This window comes from Nocardioides sp. DN36 (assembly GCF_055380375.1).
On record NZ_AP043823.1, the window covers coordinates 4692875 to 4714300 of the forward strand.

Genomic DNA, 21426 nt, shown 5'->3' on the forward strand with positions numbered 1-21426 from the left:
GCCCGATTCCAGCGTCCGGCGGTCGGCTGCCTACCCTTGGCGCCATGGTCCCCACCCCCTCGACGACGCCCCTCGTGGTCGGCTTCGACCTCGACATGACGCTCATCGACACGGTGCCGGGCTTCAGCGCGACCCTGCAGGTGCTCGGCGCTGAGCTGGGTGTCGACTTCCCGGTGGCCGAGATGACCGCGCGGCTCGGCCCGCCCCTCGAGCACCTCCTCGGCGAGCACCTCGCGGAGGATGCGGTCGGCCCCGCCGGCGACCGCTTCCGGGCCCTCTACCCCGACCACGCGGTGGCCCCCGTTCCGGTGCTGCCGGGCGCCCACGAGGCCATCGAGGCGGTACGCCGCCAGCGCGGCCGCGTCGTCGTGGTGACCGGCAAGTTCCCCGACAACGCGCGGCGCCACGTCGACCACCTCGCGCTCGACGTCGACCACGTCGAGGGCTGGGTGTGGGGCGTCGGGAAGGCCGACGTGCTGCGCCGCGAGGGCGCCGCGATCTACGTCGGTGACCACGTGCACGACGTGGAGGGCGCCCTGGCCGCGGGGGCGATCAGTGTCTCGGTCCTGACCGGGGGCTGCACCCGCGCGGAGCTGCTCGAGGCCGGCACCCACGTGGTGCTCGAGGGCCTCGACGAGTTCCCGGCCTGGCTCGACGAGCACCTGCTCACCACGCGGCTGGCGGCCCTCGAGGCCGACCTGCGCGACCGCGGGTCGGTGCTGGTGGCCTACAGCGGCGGCGCCGACAGCGCCTTCCTGCTGGCGGCCGCCGTCCGGGCGCTGGGGCCCGACCGGGTCGCGGCGGCGACCGGCTACTCCCACTCGCTGCCGGAGGCCGAGCGTGACCCGGCCCGGGTGTTCGCGGAGTCCCTCGGGGTGGACGTGCTGACGCCGCGGACCCACGAGATGGAGCGTGAGGGCTACCGCGCCAACGGAGGGGACCGCTGCTTCTTCTGCAAGGCCGAGCTGCTCGACGTGCTGACCCCGCTGGCTGCCGAGCGCGGCCTGGCCCACGTGGCCACGGGCACCAACGCCGACGACGCGGTCGCCGGGTTCCGCCCGGGGATCCGGGCCGCGGCCGAGCGGGGCGCGATCACCCCGCTGCGTGACGCCGGCCTGACCAAGGCGCAGGTGCGTGAGGCCTCGCGGCGGTGGGAGCTGCCCACCTGGGACAAGCCGGCCGCCGCCTGCCTGTCCTCCCGGGTGGCCTACGGCGTCGAGGTGACCCCGCACCGGCTGGCCCGGGTCGAGCGGGCCGAGGCCGCGGTGCGCGCGCTGCTGCGGGAGCACGGCGTACCCCTGCGCGACCTGCGGGTCCGCGACCTCGGCGAACGGGCGTCGGTGGAGGTCGACCGGGCGCTGCTCGACGGGCCGCTCCACCCGGGGGGCGAGCTGGCGGACGGGCTGCTGGCCGACGTGCGCCGCGCCGGGTTCCACGAGGCCGCCCTCGACCCCCGGGGCTTCCGGTCGGGCTCGATGAACGACGCGCTGCGTCCGTGAGAGCCGGCGCCCCGGTGGCGCCCGGAACTGGTTGGCAGCGCACGAGCGCGCCGACATAGGCTTGCCCAACGCCCGCGGCACGAGGCCGCGGCGCGCACACGAGAGGTCCCGCCCGTGCCCACTGGCAAGGTGAAGTGGTTCGACGCCGAGAAGGGTTTCGGCTTCCTGTCCCAGCAGGACGGCCCGGACGTCTACGTGCGCGCGGAGGCGCTGCCCGAGGGGACGACCAGCCTCAAGGCCGGCACCCGGGTGGAGTTCGGGATCGCCCAGGGGCGCCGCGGTGACCAGGCGCTCCAGGTGCGGGTGGTCGACGCCCCGGCGTCGGTGTCGCGTGGCCAGTCGCAGGCACGCCGCAAGAAGCCCGAGGAGATGGTCCCGATCGTGGAGGACCTGATCCGCCTGCTCGACGGCGTCGGTGAGGGCTACCGCCACGGCCGCCACCCCGACGCGCGCACGGCGCGCCCCACCGCGAAGCTGCTCCGCGCCCTCGCGGACGAGCTCGAGCTCTGAGGCCTCCCGCTACCGGGCCGGCAGGCTACTGGGCCGGCCCGACGCTGCCGGGCCGGCTCGAGAGCACGTAGACCGCCCACGCGGCGAGCACGGCGCAGGCGATGCCGAGCCCGAGCCGGGGGATGAGCGGCAGGGCGATCCCCAGGAAGCCCCCGAGCACCCACGCCAGCTGCAGCGTGGTGTCGGACCGGGCGAAGGCGGAGGACTGCACGCGCTCGGGCACGTCGCGCTGGATGGTCGCGTCCAGGGAGAGCTTCGCCAGCGCCTGGGCCAGGCCCGCGGTGAGCCCGAGCAGGGCGACGGTGACCACGCCGTAGAAGAGCGCCGCGAGCAGGACCAGCACCACGTCCGCGACCAGCGCGAGCACCACCGTCGTCATCGGGTCGACGCGGCGCATCAGGGAGCCCAGTGCGATGCCGAGGGTGTTGCCGGCGCCGGCCGCGCCGATGACGATCGCGAGCAGCACCTCCGGGCTCCAGTCGCCGATCGGGTTCTCCCGCAGCAGGAACGCCATGAACATCACCAGGAAGCCCGACAGCCACCGTGGCCCGCAGTTGGCGCGCAGCGCGAACGCCACCGCCGGCGGGACGTGCGGGCGGGCCGGGCGACCGCTGGTGTCCGGTCGGGGCGCGGAGGGGCCGGGACCGAGGGCAAGGCGGATCTCGCCCTGGCTGGAGTCGACCTTCGCGGGAAGTCGGATCGCGAGGATCGTGGCGACCACGAACAACACGAACGCGTAGCGCAGCGACCACTCCGGGCCGACGGTCGAGGCGAGGGCGGCGATGGGGGCGGAGACGCCGGCCCCGACGATGCCCGCCAGGGAGATCCGGGCGTTGGCCTTGACCAGGGTGAAGGACGGCGGCACGAGGCGGGGTACGGCGGCGGCCCGGGTCACGCCGTACGCCTTGGACGCCACGAGCACGCCCAGCGCGGCGGGGAAGAGCCAGCGCGACTCCTCCACGACCGCGGTCGCCAGCACCCAGCACAGGAAGCCGCGCAGGGCCATCGTCGCGCCGATCGCCCAGCGCCGCCCGTGGCTGAAGCGGTCGAGGAAGGGTCCGATCAGCGGGGCCACGACCGCGAACGGCAGCATGGTCAGGCCGAGGAAGAGGGCGACCTGCCCGCGCGCCTCACCGGTGGGCACCTGGAAGAACAGCGTGCCGGCGAGCGAGATCGCGACGGCGGCGTCACCGGCGGTGTTGAAGGCGTGCATCTCGATCAGCCGGGAGAGCCCGGAGTCGCCGGCCCCCTCCGCCCGGGCGGCGCGGCGCGCCTGCCCGACCGCGAACCGACCGGCCCGACCGGTGACCCGGGCGACGCCGCGCACCCCGCGGGCGGTGGCCCGCGCGCCGGTGCCGAGCCCGCGGCCCACGGGCCCGGTGCGGTCCCCGGAGGGGGCCTCCTCGCCGGCCGTCCCCGGGTCCGGTGCGGTGCCCGACCAGCGCGGCTCCCCGGCCGGGGAGTCAGGGTGCGGAGCGGTCATGCCCCCATCCTGCCCGCTGCCGAGGACACCACACCGCCCGGACACCCCGGGGCCGGGGATGAGGCCGGACCAGGAGGCCGGGGGAGCCTCGTCGAGGGGTCGACCTGACAGCCCGGGGCCTCATGGGTCATGATTTCGCCCGTGATGACCTCCGTGCGCACCAAGCCCGATGCCGCCGCCGTGGCTGCGGTGGACGCGGCCCGTGCCGCGCTCGTCGAGGAGGTCGACCCCGCGGACGTGGGCGAGCACCTCGGTCACGTGGTCGAGGGGGAGCGCCTGGTCACCCACCTCTTCGCCTGCGAGCGGGCCGGCTACGTCGGCTGGCGCTGGTCGGTCACCGTCGCCCGTGCCCCCCGCCAGAAGGCGGTCACCATCGACGAGGTCGTCCTGGTGCCCGGCGTCGAGGCCATCGTCGCCCCCGAGTGGGTGCCCTACCGCGAGCGGATCAAGCCGGGTGACCTCTCCCCGGGCGACCTGCTGCCGGTCGACGACGACGACCCGCGGCTGGTCCCGACGTACTCCTTCGGCGACGACCCGCTCGACGCCGACGAGAAGGCCCAGGTCCGCCAGGTCGCGACCGACCTCGGCCTCGGGCGCGTGCGCACCCTCTCGCTCGAGGGTCGCGAGCTCGCCGCCCAGCGCTGGTACGACGGCGACGGCGGCCCGGCCTCGCCGCTGGCCCAGTCGGCGCCGGACAGCTGCACCACCTGCGGCTTCCTGCTCAGGATCAACGGCCCGCTCTCGGAGATGTTCGGCGTCTGCGCGAACGGCGACGCCAACGACGACGGTCGGATCGTGTCGTTCGACCACGGCTGCGGCGCCCACTCCGAGGTGCGGCTGGCCAAGAAGCACGAGCCGCTGCCCCTGCCGGAGCCCGTCTTCGACACCCTCACCCCCGGCGACGTCGAGAGGTTCTGAGGGTCGAGTCGGCGCAAGCTCGCCGTGAGGAGTCAGTCGGCGGCGCGCAGCTCGCGACGGGCCTTGCGGCGACGCCGGCAGTACTCCAGGCCGAACAGCCCGAGGCCGAAGCCGGCCAGGCAGGTCCACAGCCACCACACCCGGCCCTCGTCCTGCAGCCGCCCGTAGAAGGGGAGCAGGGCGACGAAGGCGATCAGCCACAGGGCGACGCCGACCTCCACGGTCCGGACCCCGTCGACGTCGAGCGGCTCGACGTCGGCCACGATGTAGGTGCGGTTGCCGATCTCGTGCTGCATCGGCTGGTCGTCGCGGAACTCCACGTCTCCACGTTAGTCGAGTCACGCTCCACGCCGGATGTCACCCGCGCGAAACACGACGTCTGCCAGAATGACGGCCCGTGAGCAACCAGGGCAGAACGGGCAGCGGCACCAGCACCTCGACCTCGACGCGCAGGGCCGGCGGCCTCGACGGATTCTTCAAGATCTCCGAACGCGGGTCCACCGTGGGTCGAGAGGTCCGCGGCGGCATCGTCACCTTCCTGACGATGGCCTACATCATCGTCCTCAACCCGATCATCCTGCTCCAGGGCAAGGACATGAACGGCGACCTGCTGGCGGGGGGCGACTTCACCACCATCGCCGCCTGCACCGCGCTGGCGGCGGGTGTGCTCACGATCCTGATGGGCGTGGTGGCGAACTACCCGCTGGCGCTGGCCACCGGGCTCGGGCTCAACGCCTTCGTCACGTTCTCGATCGCCAGCCAGATGACCTGGGCCGACGCGATGGGCCTGGTCGTGATCGAGGGCCTGGTCATCCTGGTGCTGGTGCTCACCGGCTTCCGGGAGGCCGTCTTCCGCGCGGTCCCCGCCCAGCTCAAGACCGCCATCTCGGTCGGCATCGGGCTGTTCATCGCGCTGATCGGCCTCGTCGACGCCGGCTTCGTACGTCGTACCGGCGCCGGACCGGTCCCGGTCGAGCTCGGCATCGGCGGTCAGCTCCAGGGCTGGCCGGTCCTCGTCTTCGCCGTCGGCCTGGCCCTGGTCATCGCGCTCTACGTCACGGGCATGCGCGGAGCCATCCTGATCTCGATCGTCACCACCACCCTGCTGGCCATCGTCGTGGAGAAGCTCGCGCACGTCGGCCCCACCTTCGCCGCGGACGGGTCGGTCAACCCCAAGGGCTGGAACCTCAACGTGCCCGCCTGGCCCACCGACATCATCGAGAAGCCGAACTTCGGCCTGGTCGGCGACTTCAACCTGCTGGGCTCCTGGGAGAACGCCGGCGTCGTGACGGCCGCGCTCTTCGTCTTCACGCTGATGCTGGCCGACTTCTTCGACACCATGGGCACGATGACCGCCATCGGCGCCGAGGCCGGTCTGCTCGACGCCGAGGGCAACCCGCCGAACACCAAGCGCATCCTGGTCGTCGACTCGATCGCGGCCGCCGGTGGCGGTGTCGCGGGCGTCTCGAGCAACACCTCCTACATCGAGTCCGCGTCCGGTGTCGCCGAGGGCGCCCGGACCGGTCTGGCCAGCGTCGTCACCGGCCTGCTCTTCCTGTTCGCGACGCTGTTCTCGCCCGTGGTCGAGATCATCCCGAACGAGGCCGCGGTCCCGGCGCTGGTGCTGGTCGGCTTCCTGATGATGCAGCAGGTCAAGGGCATCGACTGGGACGACCTCGAGATCGCCATCCCGGCGTTCCTCACGATCGTGCTGATGCCCTTCACCTACTCGATCTCGGTCGGCATCGGGGCGGGCTTCCTCGCCTTCGTCCTGATCAAGTCGGTGCGCGGCAAGATCTCCCAGGTCCACCCGCTCATGTGGGTGATCGCGGCGCTCTTCGTCGTCTACTTCGCGATCAGCCCGATCACCGCCTGGCTGAGCTGAACCCCGTCGGGTCGACCCGTCTCGACCCGAGGCCCACGCCGAGTCGGCGTTCCTTGACGCCTCATGTGTCAAGGAACGCCGGCTCGGCGTCGTTGTGGGGTGCACCTGCGCCGACTCGGCGTCCTGCGCCGGAATAGTTAGCACAGGTAATGACTTATGCTAACGACATGCCCACTGTTGAGAAGGTCGCCAGGACGGACGCCGGGCTCGCTTCCGAGCTCCGGCTCTCGGTCATGCGGCTGCGCCGGCGGCTGGCCAACGAGCGCCACCCCGACAACGAGCTGAGCCTGAACCAGATGGCCGTGCTGGGTGCGCTGTACCGCAACGGCGACCTCACCATCGGGGAGCTGGCCGCCCACGAGCGCGTGCAGCCGCCGAGCATGACCCGCACCGTCAACTGCCTCGAGGAGGGCGGGTACGTCGCCCGCCGCCCGCACGCGACCGACGGCCGGCAGGTCCTGGTGGGCCTGTCCGACAGTGGCCGGGCGACCCTGCTGGCCGACCGCGCCCGCCGCGACGCCTGGCTGGCCACGCGCCTGCGCGACCTCAGCCCCGAGGAGCGCGCCGCGCTGCGCAAGGCCGCCCCGATCCTCGAACGACTCGCCCAGAGCGAATGAGCGAATGAAGGACTGATCCACACCCTTGAGCCCCACGTTCCGCGCCCTCGTCAACCCCAACTACCGTCGCTACCTCGCCGGCAGCGTGGTGTCGAACACCGGCACCTGGATGCAGCGGGTGGCGCAGGACTGGCTGGTGCTCCAGCTGTCGGGCAACAGCGGGACCGCGATCGGGATCACCACCGGCCTGCAGTTCCTCCCGGTGCTCCTGCTCTCGCCGTACGCCGGGGTGATCGCGGACCGGTTCCCCAAGCGCCGGCTGCTCCAGGTGACCCAGCTGGCCATGGCGGTCGCGTCCCTGCTGCTCGGGGTGCTGGCCGTCACCGGGGTCGCGCAGACCTGGCACGTCTACGTCATCGCGTTCGCCTTCGGCATCGGCTCCGCCTTCGACGCCCCGGCCCGGCAGTCGTTCGTCTCCGAGATGGTCGGCCCCGACGACCTGACGAACGCGGTCGGCCTGAACTCCGCGACCTTCAACGTCGCCCGGATCGCCGGCCCCGGTCTCGCCGGCCTGATGATCGGCGCCCTCGGTGGCGGCGCCTCGGCGACCGGGTGGGTCATCCTGATCAACGCCGCGTCGTACGCCGCGGTGATCTGGCAGCTGGAGCGCATGGACCCACTTCTGCTGCACACCGCCGAGCTGCGACCCAAGACCCCCGGGATGCTCCTCGAGGGGGTCCGCTACGTCCGCAGCCAGCCCAAGATGGTGATGATCCTGATCATGGTGTTCTTCGCGGGCACCTTCGGGATGAACTTCCAGATCACGTCGGCGCTGATGGCGACCCAGGTGTTCGGCAAGGGGGCGGGGGAGTTCGGGATCCTCGGCTCGGCGATGGCCGTCGGCTCGCTGACCGGGGCCCTGCTGGCCGCCCGCCGCACCCGGATCCGGCTGCGGCTCCTCGTGGTGGCCGCACTGGGGTTCGGCGCGGCCGAGATCGTGGCCGGCCTGCTCCCGTCGTACGTCGCCTTCGCGGTGTTCGCGCCCGTCATCGGGCTGTGCACCCTGACCCTGCTCAACAGCGCCAACGCGACCATGCAGCTGGAGTCCGACCCGGCCCTGCGCGGTAGGGTGATGGCCCTCTACATGACCATCGTGATGGGCGGCACCCCGATCGGCTCGCCGATCATCGGCTGGATCGGGGAGCACCTCGGTGCCCGGTGGACGCTCGTCTCCGGCGGGGTGCTGACCATGGTCGGCGTCCTGGTCGCCGTCCTCGTCCACGCCCACCTGCGTGGGGGCCTGCGCACCGTTTTGACCCCTGCCGTGCGCCCGAGTAATCTCATTCCTCGTGTCTGGGACGACCAGACCGTTGCGCGTGCTCGGAAATAGCCCGCGGCCCGAGACCCCTCAGGTTCAGGCCCGCGAGCGGCGCCAGCACTCACATCACAGGCACACAGCAGCAAGCAGCATCATCGTGCCCGGCAAGGTGTCGGGTTCTGACTAGAGGACAAGAAGGGGAACCACCAAGGTGCCCACCATTCAGCAGCTGGTCCGCAAGGGCCGCCAGGACAAGGTGTCGAAGAACAAGACGCCTGCCCTCAAGGGTTCGCCCCAGCGACGCGGCGTATGCACGCGCGTCTACACCACCACCCCGAAGAAGCCGAACTCCGCCCTCCGCAAGGTCGCCCGCGTGCGCCTGTCGAGCGGCGTCGAGGTCACCGCTTACATCCCGGGCGTGGGCCACAACCTCCAGGAGCACTCGATCGTGCTCGTGCGCGGCGGCCGTGTGAAGGACCTCCCCGGTGTCCGTTACAAGATCATCCGCGGCACGCTCGACACCCAGGGCGTGAAGAACCGCAAGCAGGCCCGCAGCCGCTACGGCGCCAAGAAGGAGAAGAGCTGACATGCCGCGCAAGGGTCCCGCGCCGAAGCGCCCCATCGACATCGACCCCGTCTACGGGTCCCAGCTGGTCTCCCAGCTGGTCAGCAAGATCCTGCAGGACGGCAAGAAGCAGGTCGCGCAGCGCATCGTCTACACCGCGCTCGAGGGTTGCCGCGAGAAGACCGGCACCGACCCGGTGCTGACGCTCAAGCGTGCGCTCGACAACGTCAAGCCGGCCATCGAGGTCAAGCCCCGCCGCGTCGGCGGTGCGACCTACCAGGTCCCGATCGAGGTCAAGGGCGGCCGTGGCACCACGCTGGCGTTGCGCTGGCTGGTCGGCTACGCCCAGGACCGTCGTGAGAAGACGATGTCCGAGCGTCTGATGAACGAGATCCTCGACGCCTCCAACGGCCTCGGTGCCGCTGTGAAGCGCCGCGAGGACACCCACAAGATGGCCGAGTCCAACAAGGCCTTCTCTCACTACCGCTGGTGACCGTACGGCGGTGCCCGCCCGACCGGGCGCGGCACCGCCGGTCGTCAGACCATCCGCACTTTTCACCCGAGGGGATCACGAGTAACCGTGGCCGTCGACATCACCACTGACCTCAACAAGGTCCGCAACATCGGCATCATGGCGCACATCGACGCCGGCAAGACCACCACCACCGAGCGGATCCTGTTCTACACCGGCATCACCTACAAGATCGGTGAGGTCCACGAGGGCGCTGCCACGATGGACTGGATGGAGCAGGAGCAGGAGCGCGGCATCACCATCACGTCCGCCGCGACGACCTGCTGGTGGAAGAACCACCAGATCAACATCATCGACACCCCGGGCCACGTGGACTTCACGGCCGAGGTCGAGCGCTCGCTGCGCGTCCTCGACGGTGCCGTCGCGGTGTTCGACGGCGTTGCCGGTGTCGAGCCCCAGACCATGACCGTGTGGCGCCAGGCGAACAAGTACTCCGTGCCCCGGATGTGCTTCGTCAACAAGCTGGACCGCACCGGCGCGGACTTCTTCCGCTGCGTCGACATGATGGTCGAGCGCCTCAACTCCACCCCCCTCGTGCTCCAGCTCCCGATCGGCGCGGAGTCCGACTTCCTCGGTGTCGTCGACCTGGTCGGCATGCGTGCCCTGACCTGGCGCGGCGAGACCAAGATGGGTGAGGACTACGAGGTCGAGGAGATCCCCGCGGAGATGGCGGAGCAGGCCGCCGAGTACCGCGAGAAGCTGCTCGAGACCCTGTCCGAGGCCGACGACGACATCATGGAGAAGTACCTCGAGGGCGAGGACTTCACCGTCGAGGAGCTCGAGGCCGCGATCCGTCGCGCCACCCTCGCCGACAAGCTCAACCCGGTCCTGTGCGGCACGGCGTTCAAGAACAAGGGCGTCCAGCCCCTGCTCGACGCGGTCGTGAAGTACCTCCCCTCGCCGCTCGACATCGACGGCATCGTCGGTCACTCGGTCAAGGACGAGAACGAGCAGATCGTCCGCAAGCCCTCCGACGACGAGCCGTTCTCCGGCCTGGCCTACAAGATCGCCTCGGACCCGCACCTCGGCAAGCTGATCTACGTCCGGGTCTACTCCGGCAAGCTCGAGGCCGGCTCGACCGTGGTCAACTCGGTCAACGGCCGCAAGGAGCGGATCGGCAAGGTCTACCAGATGCACGCCAACAAGCGTGAGGAGATCGCGTCGGTCGGCGCCGGCCAGATCGTCGCCGTCATGGGCCTGAAGGACACCAAGACCGGTCACACGCTCTGCGACCCGCAGAACCAGGTCGTGCTCGAGTCGATGACGTTCCCGGCCCCGGTGATCGAGGTCGCGATCGAGCCCAAGACCAAGTCCGACCAGGAGAAGCTGGGCATGGCGATCCAGCGCCTCTCCGACGAGGACCCGACCTTCACGGTCAAGTCCGACGAGGAGACCGGCCAGACGATCATCGCCGGCATGGGTGAGCTCCACCTGGAGATCCTGGTCGACCGCATGAAGCGCGAGTTCCGCGTCGAGGCGACCGTCGGCAAGCCGCAGGTCGCCTACCGCGAGACCGTCCGCAAGGAGGTCACGAACCACAGCTACACCCACAAGAAGCAGACCGGTGGTTCGGGCCAGTTCGCGAAGGTCGTCATCTCGCTCGGCCCGAACATCGACCCCGAGACCGGCACCGGTGCGGGCTACGAGTTCGCGAACAACGTCAGCGGCGGTCGCGTCCCGCGCGAGTACATCCCGTCGGTGGACCAGGGCGGCCAGGAGGCCATGGAGTTCGGCGTGCTCGCCGGCTACCCGATGGTCGACGTGAAGTTCACCCTCGAGGACGGCGCCTACCACGACGTCGACTCGTCCGAGCTCGCGTTCAAGATCGCCGGCAACCAGGCCTTCAAGGAGGCCGCCCGCATGGCCAAGCCGGTCCTGCTCGAGCCGATGTTCGCCGTCGAGGTGACCACCCCCGAGAGCTTCCTCGGCACGGTCATCGGTGACATCAACAGCCGGCGCGGCCAGATCCAGGCACAGGAGGAGCGTCACGGTGACATGGTCATCAACGCCCTCGTGCCGCTGTCCGAGATGTTCGGGTACGTTGGCGACCTGAGGTCCAAGACCTCCGGCCAGGCCTCGTACTCGATGGAGTTCGACTCGTACGCCGAGGTTCCTTCGAACATCGCCGACGAGATCATCAAGAAGGTCCGCGGCGAGTAACCACCCCGGTTACCGCCGAGGATCCTCGGCACGCAACACTGAATTCACGAGTCAAGTAACAACCCAACCAGGAGGAGCCCACCGTGGCTAAGGCGAAGTTCGAGCGGACCAAGCCGCACGTCAACATCGGCACCATCGGTCACATCGACCACGGTAAGACGACGCTGACCGCAGCAATCACCAAGGTGCTGCACGACAAGTACCCGGACCTGAACCCCTTCACGCCGTTCGACGAGATCGACAAGGCCCCTGAAGAGCGTCAGCGCGGTATCACCATCTCGATCGCGCACGTCGAGTACCAGACCGAGGCTCGCCACTACGCGCACGTCGACTGCCCGGGTCACGCCGACTACATCAAGAACATGATCACCGGTGCGGCTCAGATGGACGGCGCGATCCTCGTGGTCGCCGCCACCGACGGCCCCATGCCGCAGACCCGCGAGCACGTCCTGCTCGCCCGCCAGGTCGGCGTGCCCGCCCTGGTCGTCGCGCTGAACAAGTGCGACATGGTCGACGACGAGGAGCTCATCGAGCTCGTCGAGATGGAGGTGCGCGAGCTCCTCTCCGAGTACGAGTTCCCGGGCGACGACATCCCGGTCGTGCGCGTTGCGGCCTTCCCGGCCCTCAACGGCGACGCCAAGTGGGGCGAGTCGGTGGCCGAGCTCATGCAGGCCGTGGACGACTACATCCCGACCCCCGAGCGTGACACCGACAAGCCGTTCCTGATGCCCGTCGAGGACGTCTTCACGATCACCGGTCGTGGCACCGTCATCACCGGTCGTATCGAGCGCGGCATCGTCAAGGTGAACGAGGAGGTCGAGATCGTCGGCATCCGCGAGAAGTCGCAGAAGTCGACCGTCACCGGCGTCGAGATGTTCCGCAAGCTCCTCGACGAGGGCCAGGCGGGCGAGAACGTCGGTCTGCTCCTCCGCGGCACCAAGCGCGAGGACGTCGAGCGCGGCATGGTCGTCATCAAGCCGGGCACCACGACCCCGCACACCAACTTCGAGGCCTCGGTCTACATCCTCTCGAAGGAGGAGGGCGGCCGCCACACGCCGTTCTTCAACAACTACCGTCCGCAGTTCTACTTCCGCACCACGGACGTGACGGGCGTCGTGACCCTCCCCGAGGGCACCGAGATGGTCATGCCCGGTGACAACACCGAGATGGCTGTCGAGCTGATCCAGCCCATCGCCATGGACGAGGGCCTGCGCTTCGCGATCCGCGAGGGCGGCCGTACCGTCGGTGCCGGTCGGGTCACCAAGATCACCAAGTGATCGCCGCCGGTCACTGACCGGTTGATCCACCAGAACGGCCCCGGACCTCGGTCCGGGGCCGTTCTGCGTGCGAGGAGAGGATGTGCCCATGGCCGACGACGAGCAACGAGCCCTCGCGCTCCTGGCGGAGCGCGGCGAATGGGACCCGGCGACCGCCGGCGCGGTGCAGGCGTTCCTCCGCGTCGTGGGCGTCGGCAGCTGGCAGCTGCTGCGGATGACCGACTCCGACGCCGTGCTCCGTCGCTGGCTGACGTGGCTCGAGCCCCTGGGCGCCCCGGAGGAGCTGGACGCCGCGACGCTGTGGGCGGCGGTCGAGCGGGACACCCTGCGGCTGGCCGAGGCGCGCGCCGCCTCCTACGGCGAGTGGAAGACCGGCTACGGCGACACCGAGCGCTTCGACCGGGAGGCGTCGGCCGCGGCCCGCGCCCTGCGTGGACTCTGGCTGCGGCTGGCGAACCTGCAGCAGGACGTCCCGGCGACCACGGCCTGCCTGGTCACCGCGCACAGCTACGACTCCACCGCCAATCAGTTCCCAGAGGAGACAGACACGTGAACGAGCGAGTCCGCCCCGCGCGCCCGCACGAGAAGCTGACCGAGGACGGTCGGCGGATGCGGGAGGTCCTGACCTACGCGCGTCGTGGCAGCCGGTTCACGCCCCGGCAGCGGGAGGCCTGGGAGACCCACCACGAGGCGTGGGTCGTGCCCGACGAGGCGGTGGACCGCCCGGGCTTCTCCTTCACGCAGGCCTTCGGGCGGGAGGCCCCGCTGATCATCGAGATCGGGTCCGGCGTCGGCGAGGCGACGGCCGCGCTGGCGGCCGCCCGGCCGTCGTACGACGTCCTCGCCCTCGAGGTGTGGCGTCCGGGCGTGGCCGAGGGGCTGGGGCGCGTGGCCGCGACCGGGGCGACCAACGTGCGCTTCTGCTCGGTCGACGCCGTCTGGTCGATGGAGCACCTGGTCGAGCCGGGGAGCCTGGCCGGCCTGTGGACCTTCTTCCCCGACCCGTGGCACAAGAAGCGGCACCACAAGCGCCGCCTGGTGACGCCGGCCTTCGCCGCCCTGGCTGCGTCCCGGCTGGCTCCCGGAGCGGAGTGGCGGCTGGCCACCGACTGGGCCGACTACGCCGAGCAGATGGTCGAGGTGCTGGACGCGGAGCCTCTGCTCGAGGGTGGGGTCACCGAGCGGTGGCCAGAGCGACCGGTGACCAAGTTCGAGCGCAAGGGGCTGGCGGCCGGCCGGACCATCACCGACCTGGCCTACCGGCGCCGCTGACCCGCACCGGTTCAGGCGACGTCCTGCAGGTGGAAGCCGTAGGCGTCGAGCAGCTCCTCCACCCGAGCCCGCTCGGCGTCGTGGTCGAGCCCGGGCCGCAGCACGTCGAGCAGGTGCTCGCGTCCCACGGCCACGCAGCCCTCGCCCAGCACGGCGTCGTAGGCCCGCCGGATCCCTTCGTACTTCGCGAACCGGAGGCCCGGGGGCGGGCACTCGAAGCGGCGACGCAGCCGGCGCGCGTCCGCGGCGATGACCTCGATGGGCCGACCGGGCGGGCGGACCGGCGTGGGCAGCAGCCGCCGCCGGGCCCGGCCCGCCAGGGCCACGAGCAGGCTGCGGCGGCTGACGACGACGCCCACCAGCGCGATCACTGCCAGCAGCTCGAGGATCCCCGGGACCGGGTCCTGCTCCACCCTTCGAAGGTACGACGGCGACGCGGGCCGGACAACGGAGCGTGCGTCACTCCTCGAGGAGGGCGAGCTCCTCGTCGACGTAGGGGTCGCTCAGGTCGGCCGCGTCCAGCTCGGCCTTCAGGGCCCGCTGGATCCCGAGCGCCTCCTCGTGCCGGCCGAGGTTGCGCAGCGTCCACGCCACCATCCAGCGCGCGACCCGGGTGCGCGCCGGGTCGCCGATCCGCTCCCGGGCGGCCAGCGCCTCCTCGAACGACGCCAGGGCGGCCTCGAAGTCGCCGGCGTCGGCGTGCGCCATGCCGATGTTGTTCAGCAGGGAGGCGTCCCAGTCGCGCGCCCGCTGGTCGGAGGAGGCCCGCGCGACGCGGAGCGCCTCCTGGCCCAGGGCGAGCTGCCGGGCGGGCTCCGAGACCAGCGCGACCATGTGCAGAGCGTCCACGTGCAGCACGTCGAGCCCGGCCTCCGATGCGCTGCGGGCCGCGGCCTCGAAGAGCGGCCGAGCCTCGTCGGGTGCGCCCGAGGACCGCAGCAGCCGGCCGCGCTCGAGGGCGATCAGGACCGCCACGACCTCACCGGTGGGCGACAGGTCGTCAAGCACCGCATGTCCCTCGGCGTACCTCTCCTGCAGGCCGAGCGCCCGGGCGACCTGCGTCATCAGCAGCAGCCGGTCCTCGGGCTCGGCCTCCTCGGCCGCCGCGCGGAAGCGGGCCTCGGACGCCACCGGGTCCTCGAAGTCCCACAGCGGGGTGGGGTCGATCATCCGAGCAGCGCGGCGACGGCCGAGCCGAACACCTCGGTGTGCCGATCCACGTCGGCCTCGGTGTGGCTGGGCGAGAACAGGGCCATGTTGTGGAACGGCGTGAGCAGCACGCCGCGGTTGAGCGCCCACAGGTGGAAGAAGCCCTCGAGCTCCTCGTCCACGGCGGCCGCGGCGTCGGCGCCGTTGCGGGGCGGCGGGCAGAACCAGTACTCCGCCCGGCAGCCCAGCCGCTGCACGTGCCAGGGCAGGCCGTGCTCCGCGATCACCCCTGCGACACCGTCGGTGAACCTCTCGGCCAGGGGCACCGCCACGGCGTAGTCCTCCTCGCGGAGCGCGGAGGAGAGCGTGGCGCGGGTCGCGGCCATCGCCAGCGCGTTGGCGGTCAGGGTCCCGCCCACGCCGGCCACGTCGATCTCGTGGCCGAGCATCGGGCCGGCCAGCCGCTCGGCGACCGCGGCGGTCATGCCGTACGCCGCCACCGGGACCCCGCCGCCGATCGGCTTGCCGACCACCACGAAGTCGGGGTCCAGCCCCCAGGCCGCGGTCGCCCCGCCCGGTCCGGCGCACAGCGTGTGGGTCTCGTCGTTGACGAGCAGCACGTCGTGTCGCCGGGTGACCTCGCGCACCGCCTCGAGGTAGCCCTCGTCGGGCAGCACGATGCCGATGTTGGTCAGCGCCGGCTCCATCAGCAGGCAGGCGACGTCGCCCTGCGCGAGCCGGCGGTCGAGCGCGTCGACGTCGTTGAACGGCACCACGGCCGTCGTCTCCGCGACGTCGACCTGGGGTCCGAGGGCTCCCGGCCTCGGCACGACCCGGCACCCGTCGAGGACGGCGAGGGTCTCGTCCACGGTGCCGTGGTAGCACCAGTCCATGACCGCGATCCGCGGTCGCCGGGTGAGGTGGCGGGCGAAGCGGAGCACGAACCTGTTGGCGTCGGTCGCCGACATCGCCATCTGCCAGCGGGGCAGCCCGAAGCGGCGGGCCAGCTCCTCACCGACCCAGACGGCGTCGGGGGAGGGCAGCATCGTGGTGACCCCCGCCCGGGCCTGCTGCCCGATCACCTCGGCCACCGCCGGCAGCGCGTGGCCTGTCATGGCGCCGGTGTCGCCGAGGCACAGGTCGACGTACGACACCTGGTCCACGTCGACCAGCCGGGCGCCGGAGGCGTGGTCGAGGAAGAGCGGGAACGCTCCCGGCCAACGGGTCATCCACGGCATCGGGACGCCCGCGAGCAGCGACGAGCCCGCCTGCTCGGCGAGCTCGGCGGACCGCGGGTGATCGCGGACGAACCTGGCGTCCTCGTCGGCGCGGAGGGTGGCCAGTCGGCTGCGGTCGATCATGGGCTCACCGTAGTGACCGCGACGTCCGGGCGGCAGCGTCAGGACTGGGTACGTTGTCCGCTCAACCTTTCGGGGGTCGCTCGGGTCTTCTCCTCCTGACGGCCCACCGACCAGGAGGACACAGCAGATGGCAGGGACCGAGCTCTCGTTCAGCGAGTTCATGGCGGCTCGCTGGGGGCCGCTCTACCGGACGGCGTACCTCCTCACCGGGGACCGCCACGAGGCCGAGGACCTCCTCCAGGGCGCGCTGGCCCGGACCTGCGTGAAGTGGGACGGGATCCGCGACAAGCGGGCCGCCGACGCCTACGTGCGCCAGGCGATGGTCAACCAGATGTCGCGGCAGTGGCGGCACCGCGGTCGAGAGGTCGTGACCGACGAGCTCCCCGACGCCGGGCACGGCGGCGGAGTCGACGTGCGCGCCGACCACCTCGCGCTGTGGGGCGAGATCAGGAAGCTGCCGCCACGGATGCGGGCGACCCTCGTGCTCCGCTACGTCGAGGACCTCACCGAGGAGGCCACGGCCCGCGAGCTCGGCTGCTCGGTCGGCTCGGTCAAGAGCCAGACCCACCACGCCCTCAAGCGGCTGCGCGCCGCGCTGCCCACCCTCGAGCTCGCCCAGGAGATGTCATGACCAGCACCGAGATCCGCGCCGCACTCGTCGAGGTCCGCGACACCATCGAGGTCCCGCCCGTCGACGAGGTGGCCTTCCGCGCCCGGGTCCGGGCCGAGCGCCGTCGGCACGTCGGCGGCCGCGCCCTCCTGGCCGGCGCCGCGGCGGCCGTGCTCGCCGCCGGCGGCACCGTCGTCACCCACCTGCTCGACCGCCCCTCCGGCACCGAGGTGCCCGTGGCCGAGGGCGGGCCGGTCGCCACCGGGAACGTGCCGGCCACCGTCTGGTTCGTCCGCGACGGCCAGCTGACCTCCCTGGACCGGTCCGGGACGATCCACCAGCCGGGCCTGCGGTCCGAGGGCGTCATCGGCTGGACCTCCGAGCGCGTCTACGCCCTCGACGGGGACAGCCACGTGGTGGTGCTCGGCCGCGACACGGACCACGAGGGCCAGGGCCGTGACCTCGCCTACCCCCGTGAGGAGAGCCCGGTCGCCGGACCGGTGCAGAGCGTGGCCCTCTCGGGCGACGGCCGGTACCTCGCCTGGATGGACCTGGGGCACACCGTCACCGTCTTCGACGTCAAGGCCGACCGCGTGCAGTTCCGCGTCGACGTCCCGCGCAGCAGCTATGTCTCCGCGGTGAGTGCCGAGGGGGTGCTGGTCTCGGAGAACGTCGACCTGGTGCTGCACACCCCGACGGGTGGCGAGACCGCGGTCCCCACCCAGGAGGGCGGTGACAGCTGGGGCGCCCAGCTGGCCATGGGCCGCGTGCTCGTCGCCGGCCCGTCCGGCGAGACGAACGTCTACGACCTGCGCTCGGGCACGGCCGAGCGGACCGCGGTGCTGCCCGGGGCGAGCCCGACCCTGGCGTCGTACGCCGCGGCCGCCGCGACGATCGAGCCGACCGCCGACGACACCTCCGCGGTCGTGCACGTCTGGGACGGGGAGCAGGTGCACGCCCTGCGCGGCCTCGACGGTGTGCCCCAGGAGGTCCGCTTCGAGGAGGCGGGCGGCGATGTGGACGGGCTGCTCGTCGTCACCCACGGCGGTGCTCACGGACTGTGGTCCTGTTCGGCGACGGAGCTGACCTGCGTGGCGCTGCCCGTCCCTGGTGAGGTCAGCCTCTCGGAGTGAGCCGGGATCGGCTCGCTCGCCCCGGCCGGCCGGTGACTCCACCGGCCTCACGACCGTGCTGTCAGCCGCCGGCGCAGCTCGGCCTCGCGCGCGAGGCGGGCGGAGTCACGCTCACGCCGGGCCGCGACCACCGCGGCCAGGAACGCCTCCGGCGGGGTGCCGGGCGGAGGCGGGGGAGCGACGTGCTCCTGCACCTGCGCCGAGAGCCGGCCGCCGATCGTGGCCCGCGAGACGGGGTCGATCTGCGGCAGCCGGCCCAGGAACTGCCGGACGGCCAGCGCCAGCCCGGTCGGCAGCGAGACGATGTCCGCGGACGCCGCCCACGCGGCCAGCGGCGGGGGCATCTGGGCGGGCGGAGCCAGCCGCAGCCGCACCCGCTCGCGGACGACGTACGTGCCGGCGGCGTAGTCGCCCAACCGCTTGCCGCGCGAGCTCAGCAGCGCCGCGAAGAACGCGGGGCCGCCCGAGAACGCGTAGACCTCGACGACCGCGACCAGCGCGCGCACGAACGCGTGGTGGAACGAGATCGGGCCGGCGTCGTCGCGGACGGTCCGCAGGCCGAAGGCCCACTTGCCCAGCGACTTGCCGCGGGTGAGGGTCTCGACCGTGGTGGGGAAGACGACGAACACGAGCACGAGGGTGCCGATGAAGGCGACGGTCATCAGCGCCTGGTCGGTCTGCAGGGCCGCCACCGTCAGCAGCAGGACCACCCCGACCAGGAGCAGCACCGTCAGCAGGACGTCGATCAGCCCCGCGGCGATGCGGGAACCGAGGCTGGCCGGGGGCAGGTCGAGGGCGACCGCCTCGCCCGTCACCAGGTCATCGGTCGTCAGCGTCGCGAACTCCGGAGTCGACATCGCGGTCAGCATAGGGTGACCTCGTGGACCTCGACGCCTACGTGCTCGCGCACGCGCACGAGTGGCGTCGCCTCGAGGAGCTCACCCGCCGGCGGCGGCTGACGGGGACCGAGAGCGACGAGTTCGTCGAGCGCTACCAGCAGGTCGCCACGCACCTGTCCGTCGTCCGCACCTCCGCGCCGGACGCCTCGCTGATCGCACACCTGTCCTCGCTGCTCTCCCGCGCCCGCAACCGGGCGTCCGGGACCCGGGTCGGCACCTGGCGCGGGGTCTCGTCCTTCTTCGTCGACCGGTTCCCCGCCGCGCTGTACCGGCTGCGGTGGTGGTGGCTGGGCACGCTCGCGGCCAACGTCGTGGTGACCGCGGTGATGATGCTGTGGCTGCTCGACCACCCGAACGTCGAGCAGTCGCTGCTCTCGCCCGACCAGGTCGACCAGCTGGTCAACCAGGACTTCGAGGGCTACTACAGCGAGTACGCCGCCTCCCACTTCGCCGCCCAGGTCTGGGTCAACAACGCCTGGGTCTCCGCGCTCTGCCTGGCACTCGGGGTGCTCGGGTTCCCGATCGTGCTGCTGCTCTTCCGCAACATCGCCAACCTCGCGGTGATCGGCTCGATCATGACCCGGCACGGTCACGGCGGGCACTTCTGGGGCCTGATCCTGCCCCACGGCATGCTCGAGCTGACGGCTGTCTTCGTCGCCGGCGGGGTGGGGCTGCGGCTGTTCTGGTCGTGGGTGGAGCCCGGTGAGCTGTCCCGCAGCCAGTCGTTGGCCCGCGAGGGTCGCACGGCCGGCACGGTGGCCCTCGGGCTCGTGGCCGTGCTGTTCGTCAGCGGCCTGATCGAGGCCTTCGTGACGCCCTCGGGCCTGCCCACGTGGTCGCGCATCGGGATCGGGATCGTGGCGGAGGCCTGCTTCATGGCCTACGTGTTCGTGCTGGGGCGCGCCGCGGTCCACCGCGGGCACACCGGGGACATCGACGCCGCCCTCCTCGAGGACCGCGTCGCCACCCAGGCCTGACGGGACCGAGGTGTCAGAGCAGGCCGCGGGCCTTCAGCCCGAGGTAGTGGTCGGCGAGGGCGGGCGGGAGCCGTTCGGCGTCGGCGTCGACCACGTCGACGCCGAGGGCACGCAGCAGGTCCGCGGTCCGGCGACGGCGCACCAGCACCTGCTCGGCCGCGGCCGCGTCGTACACCTCGTCGAGCGTGCCGCGGGTGGCGGCCAGCTGCTCGAGCGCCGGGTCCCGCACCGAGGCGAGCACGACCCGGTGATGGCGGGTCAGTGCCGGAAGCACCGGCAGCAGCCCCTCCTCGACCGCGGAGGGCTCGAGCGGGGTGAGGAGCACGACCAGGGCCCGCTGCCGGCCGAACCCGCTCACGGCGCCGGCCAGCGACGCCCAGTCGGCCTCGGCGATCACCGGCTCGAGGTCGGCCATCGTGTCCTGCAGGGTCCGCACCACGTCCGAGGCCCCGGCGGCGCGGACCCGGCTGCGCACCCGACGGTCGCCGGCGACGAAGTCGACCCGGTCGCCGGCGCGGGCGGCGAGCGCGGCCAGCAGCAGCGCGGCGTCCATCGCCGAGTCGAGCCGGGGCACGTCGTCCACCCGGCCCGCCGACGTGCGCGACGTGTCGAGCACGAGCACGACCCGCCGGTCGCGCTCGGGCTGCCAGGTGCGCACGACGACGTTGCGGTTGCGGGCGCTGGAGCGCCAGTCGATGGAGCGGACGTCGTCGCCGCGCACGTACTCCCGCAGCGAGTCGAACTCCGTGCCCTGCCCGCGCACCCGGACCGCGGCCCGGCCGTCGAGGTCGCGCAGCCGGGCGAGCCGGCTCGGCAGGTGCTTGCGGGCCCCGAACGGCGGCAGGGACCGCACCGTCCCGGTCACCTCGCGGGTCTGCTGCCGTGCGGCCAGGCCGAGCGGGCCGAGGGTGCGCACCGTGACCCCCACGGCACGCAGGTCGCCGCGGCGGTGTGGCTCGAGCGACGTGCGGAGCACGGTCCGCTCACCGGCGGCCAGCCGCAGGCGGTGCCGGTTCCCGGAGGCGCCGGCACTGGGCTGCCAGGCGTCGCGCACCTCGGCGCGGACCCGATGCGTGGCGGTCGCCACCAGCAGCGTCGCCGTCGGCTGGCCCAGCCGGACGGGTGCCACCGGTGGGCGCGTGAGCGCGAGCACCCGCGGAGCGGGTGCCAGGAGCCAGTCGAGCCCGACCAGGAGCCCGGCCGCGAGCACCCACAGCCACACCGTGCCCATCGTCGGGCGCAGCACCACCGGGACCAGGCCCAGCAGCAGGAGCAGCGGGACGCGACCGCGCAGGACCATCAGCGCACCCGCCCGCAGCGG

General features: G+C 72.0%; 22 protein-coding genes. 15 read left to right on the forward strand and 7 right to left on the reverse strand.

What is annotated here, in order from left to right:
* Nucleotides 1-44 precede the first annotated feature (44 nt).
* Complete coding sequence (larE, locus tag ACZ43H_RS23500) at nt 45-1499, forward strand: ATP-dependent sacrificial sulfur transferase LarE (protein ID WP_464586856.1); 1455 nt, start codon at nt 45-47, stop codon at nt 1497-1499.
* A gap of 114 nt (nt 1500-1613) precedes the next feature.
* Entirely contained in the window at nt 1614-2009 is a 396-nt protein-coding gene (locus tag ACZ43H_RS23505; RefSeq protein WP_464586858.1) for a cold-shock protein, read from the forward strand.
* Between the two features lie 25 nt (nt 2010-2034).
* On the opposite strand, the gene ACZ43H_RS23510 is transcribed toward ACZ43H_RS23505, so the two are convergent.
* The gene (locus ACZ43H_RS23510; RefSeq protein ID WP_464586859.1) at nt 2035-3492 is read right to left on the reverse strand and encodes an MFS transporter; all 1458 of its coding nucleotides are present in this window, start codon (nt 3490-3492) and stop codon (nt 2035-2037) included.
* Nucleotides 3493-3636: 144 nt separating this feature from the next.
* Here ACZ43H_RS23510 and ACZ43H_RS23515 point away from each other — a divergent pair, with 144 nt between their 5' ends.
* Nucleotides 3637-4410 (forward strand): DUF3027 domain-containing protein, encoded by a 774-nt coding sequence (locus tag ACZ43H_RS23515; RefSeq protein WP_464590904.1) that lies wholly within the window; start codon nt 3637-3639, stop codon nt 4408-4410.
* Between the two features lie 32 nt (nt 4411-4442).
* On the opposite strand, the gene ACZ43H_RS23520 is transcribed toward ACZ43H_RS23515, so the two are convergent.
* Nucleotides 4443-4730, reverse strand: a complete 288-nt coding sequence (locus ACZ43H_RS23520; protein ID WP_464586861.1) for a DUF2530 domain-containing protein — start codon at nt 4728-4730, stop codon at nt 4443-4445.
* Nucleotides 4731-4807: 77 nt separating this feature from the next.
* On the opposite strand from ACZ43H_RS23520, the gene ACZ43H_RS23525 reads away from it, so the two are divergent.
* From ACZ43H_RS23525 to trmB, 9 genes are all read left to right on the forward strand, one after another.
* Complete coding sequence (locus ACZ43H_RS23525) at nt 4808-6295, forward strand: NCS2 family permease (protein WP_464586862.1); 1488 nt, start codon at nt 4808-4810, stop codon at nt 6293-6295.
* Between the two features lie 167 nt (nt 6296-6462).
* The gene (locus tag ACZ43H_RS23530; RefSeq protein ID WP_464586863.1) at nt 6463-6912 is read left to right on the forward strand and encodes a MarR family winged helix-turn-helix transcriptional regulator; all 450 of its coding nucleotides are present in this window, start codon (nt 6463-6465) and stop codon (nt 6910-6912) included.
* Between the two features lie 25 nt (nt 6913-6937).
* Nucleotides 6938-8242, forward strand: a complete 1305-nt coding sequence (locus ACZ43H_RS23535) for an MFS transporter (protein ID WP_464586865.1) — start codon at nt 6938-6940, stop codon at nt 8240-8242.
* 139 nt (nt 8243-8381) lie between these two features.
* Nucleotides 8382-8756, forward strand: coding sequence for a 30S ribosomal protein S12 (gene rpsL / locus ACZ43H_RS23540; protein ID WP_011757353.1), 375 nt, complete (start codon nt 8382-8384; stop codon nt 8754-8756).
* A gap of 1 nt (nt 8757) precedes the next feature.
* The gene (rpsG, locus tag ACZ43H_RS23545) at nt 8758-9228 is read left to right on the forward strand and encodes a 30S ribosomal protein S7 (RefSeq protein ID WP_379184629.1); all 471 of its coding nucleotides are present in this window, start codon (nt 8758-8760) and stop codon (nt 9226-9228) included.
* Between the two features lie 138 nt (nt 9229-9366).
* Nucleotides 9367-11427: an elongation factor G gene (gene fusA, locus ACZ43H_RS23550; RefSeq protein ID WP_464590906.1), complete on the forward strand. Its 2061-nt coding sequence runs from the start codon at nt 9367-9369 to the stop codon at nt 11425-11427.
* Between the two features lie 83 nt (nt 11428-11510).
* Entirely contained in the window at nt 11511-12704 is a 1194-nt protein-coding gene (gene tuf / locus ACZ43H_RS23555) for an elongation factor Tu (RefSeq protein ID WP_379184627.1), read from the forward strand.
* An 88-nt stretch (nt 12705-12792) separates the two neighbouring features.
* Complete coding sequence (locus tag ACZ43H_RS23560) at nt 12793-13257, forward strand: hypothetical protein (RefSeq protein WP_464586868.1); 465 nt, start codon at nt 12793-12795, stop codon at nt 13255-13257.
* On the forward strand, nt 13254-13976 hold the full coding sequence (trmB, locus tag ACZ43H_RS23565; protein WP_464586870.1) for a tRNA (guanosine(46)-N7)-methyltransferase TrmB: 723 nt from the start codon (nt 13254-13256) through the stop codon (nt 13974-13976). Before ACZ43H_RS23560 ends, trmB begins: the two co-directional genes overlap by 4 nt.
* An 11-nt stretch (nt 13977-13987) precedes the next feature.
* Here the strand turns inward: trmB and ACZ43H_RS23570 are convergent, their stop codons facing one another.
* From ACZ43H_RS23570 to ACZ43H_RS23580, 3 genes are read right to left on the reverse strand one after another with little or no spacing between them, the layout of a single operon-like run.
* A complete protein-coding gene (locus ACZ43H_RS23570; RefSeq protein ID WP_464586872.1) occupies nt 13988-14389 on the reverse strand; it encodes a hypothetical protein in 402 nt (133 codons plus the stop codon).
* 46 nt (nt 14390-14435) lie between these two features.
* The gene (locus ACZ43H_RS23575; protein WP_464586875.1) at nt 14436-15146 is read right to left on the reverse strand and encodes a tetratricopeptide repeat protein; all 711 of its coding nucleotides are present in this window, start codon (nt 15144-15146) and stop codon (nt 14436-14438) included.
* The gene (locus ACZ43H_RS23580; RefSeq protein ID WP_464586876.1) at nt 15143-16486 is read right to left on the reverse strand and encodes an aspartate aminotransferase family protein; all 1344 of its coding nucleotides are present in this window, start codon (nt 16484-16486) and stop codon (nt 15143-15145) included. The genes ACZ43H_RS23575 and ACZ43H_RS23580 overlap by 4 nt, the downstream gene beginning before the upstream one ends.
* 127 nt (nt 16487-16613) lie before the next feature.
* Between ACZ43H_RS23580 and ACZ43H_RS23585 the strand changes: the two genes are divergently transcribed.
* Nucleotides 16614-17117 carry a SigE family RNA polymerase sigma factor gene (locus ACZ43H_RS23585; RefSeq protein WP_464586877.1) on the forward strand — a complete coding sequence of 168 codons (504 nt, stop codon included), beginning with the start codon at nt 16614-16616 and terminating at the stop codon, nt 17115-17117.
* Entirely contained in the window at nt 17114-18229 is a 1116-nt protein-coding gene (locus ACZ43H_RS23590; RefSeq protein ID WP_464586879.1) for a WD40 repeat domain-containing protein, read from the forward strand. The genes ACZ43H_RS23585 and ACZ43H_RS23590 overlap by 4 nt, the downstream gene beginning before the upstream one ends.
* A gap of 47 nt (nt 18230-18276) precedes the next feature.
* Here ACZ43H_RS23590 and ACZ43H_RS23595 read toward each other — a convergent pair whose 3' ends face one another.
* Nucleotides 18277-19086 carry an RDD family protein gene (locus tag ACZ43H_RS23595; protein WP_464586881.1) on the reverse strand — a complete coding sequence of 270 codons (810 nt, stop codon included), beginning with the start codon at nt 19084-19086 and terminating at the stop codon, nt 18277-18279.
* A gap of 23 nt (nt 19087-19109) precedes the next feature.
* Here ACZ43H_RS23595 and ACZ43H_RS23600 point away from each other — a divergent pair, with 23 nt between their 5' ends.
* The gene (locus tag ACZ43H_RS23600) at nt 19110-20105 is read left to right on the forward strand and encodes a stage II sporulation protein M (RefSeq protein WP_464586882.1); all 996 of its coding nucleotides are present in this window, start codon (nt 19110-19112) and stop codon (nt 20103-20105) included.
* Nucleotides 20106-20118: 13 nt separating this feature from the next.
* Here ACZ43H_RS23600 and ACZ43H_RS23605 read toward each other — a convergent pair whose 3' ends face one another.
* Nucleotides 20119-21405: a DUF58 domain-containing protein gene (locus ACZ43H_RS23605; protein ID WP_464586884.1), complete on the reverse strand. Its 1287-nt coding sequence runs from the start codon at nt 21403-21405 to the stop codon at nt 20119-20121.
* Between the last annotated feature and the right edge of the window lie 21 nt (nt 21406-21426).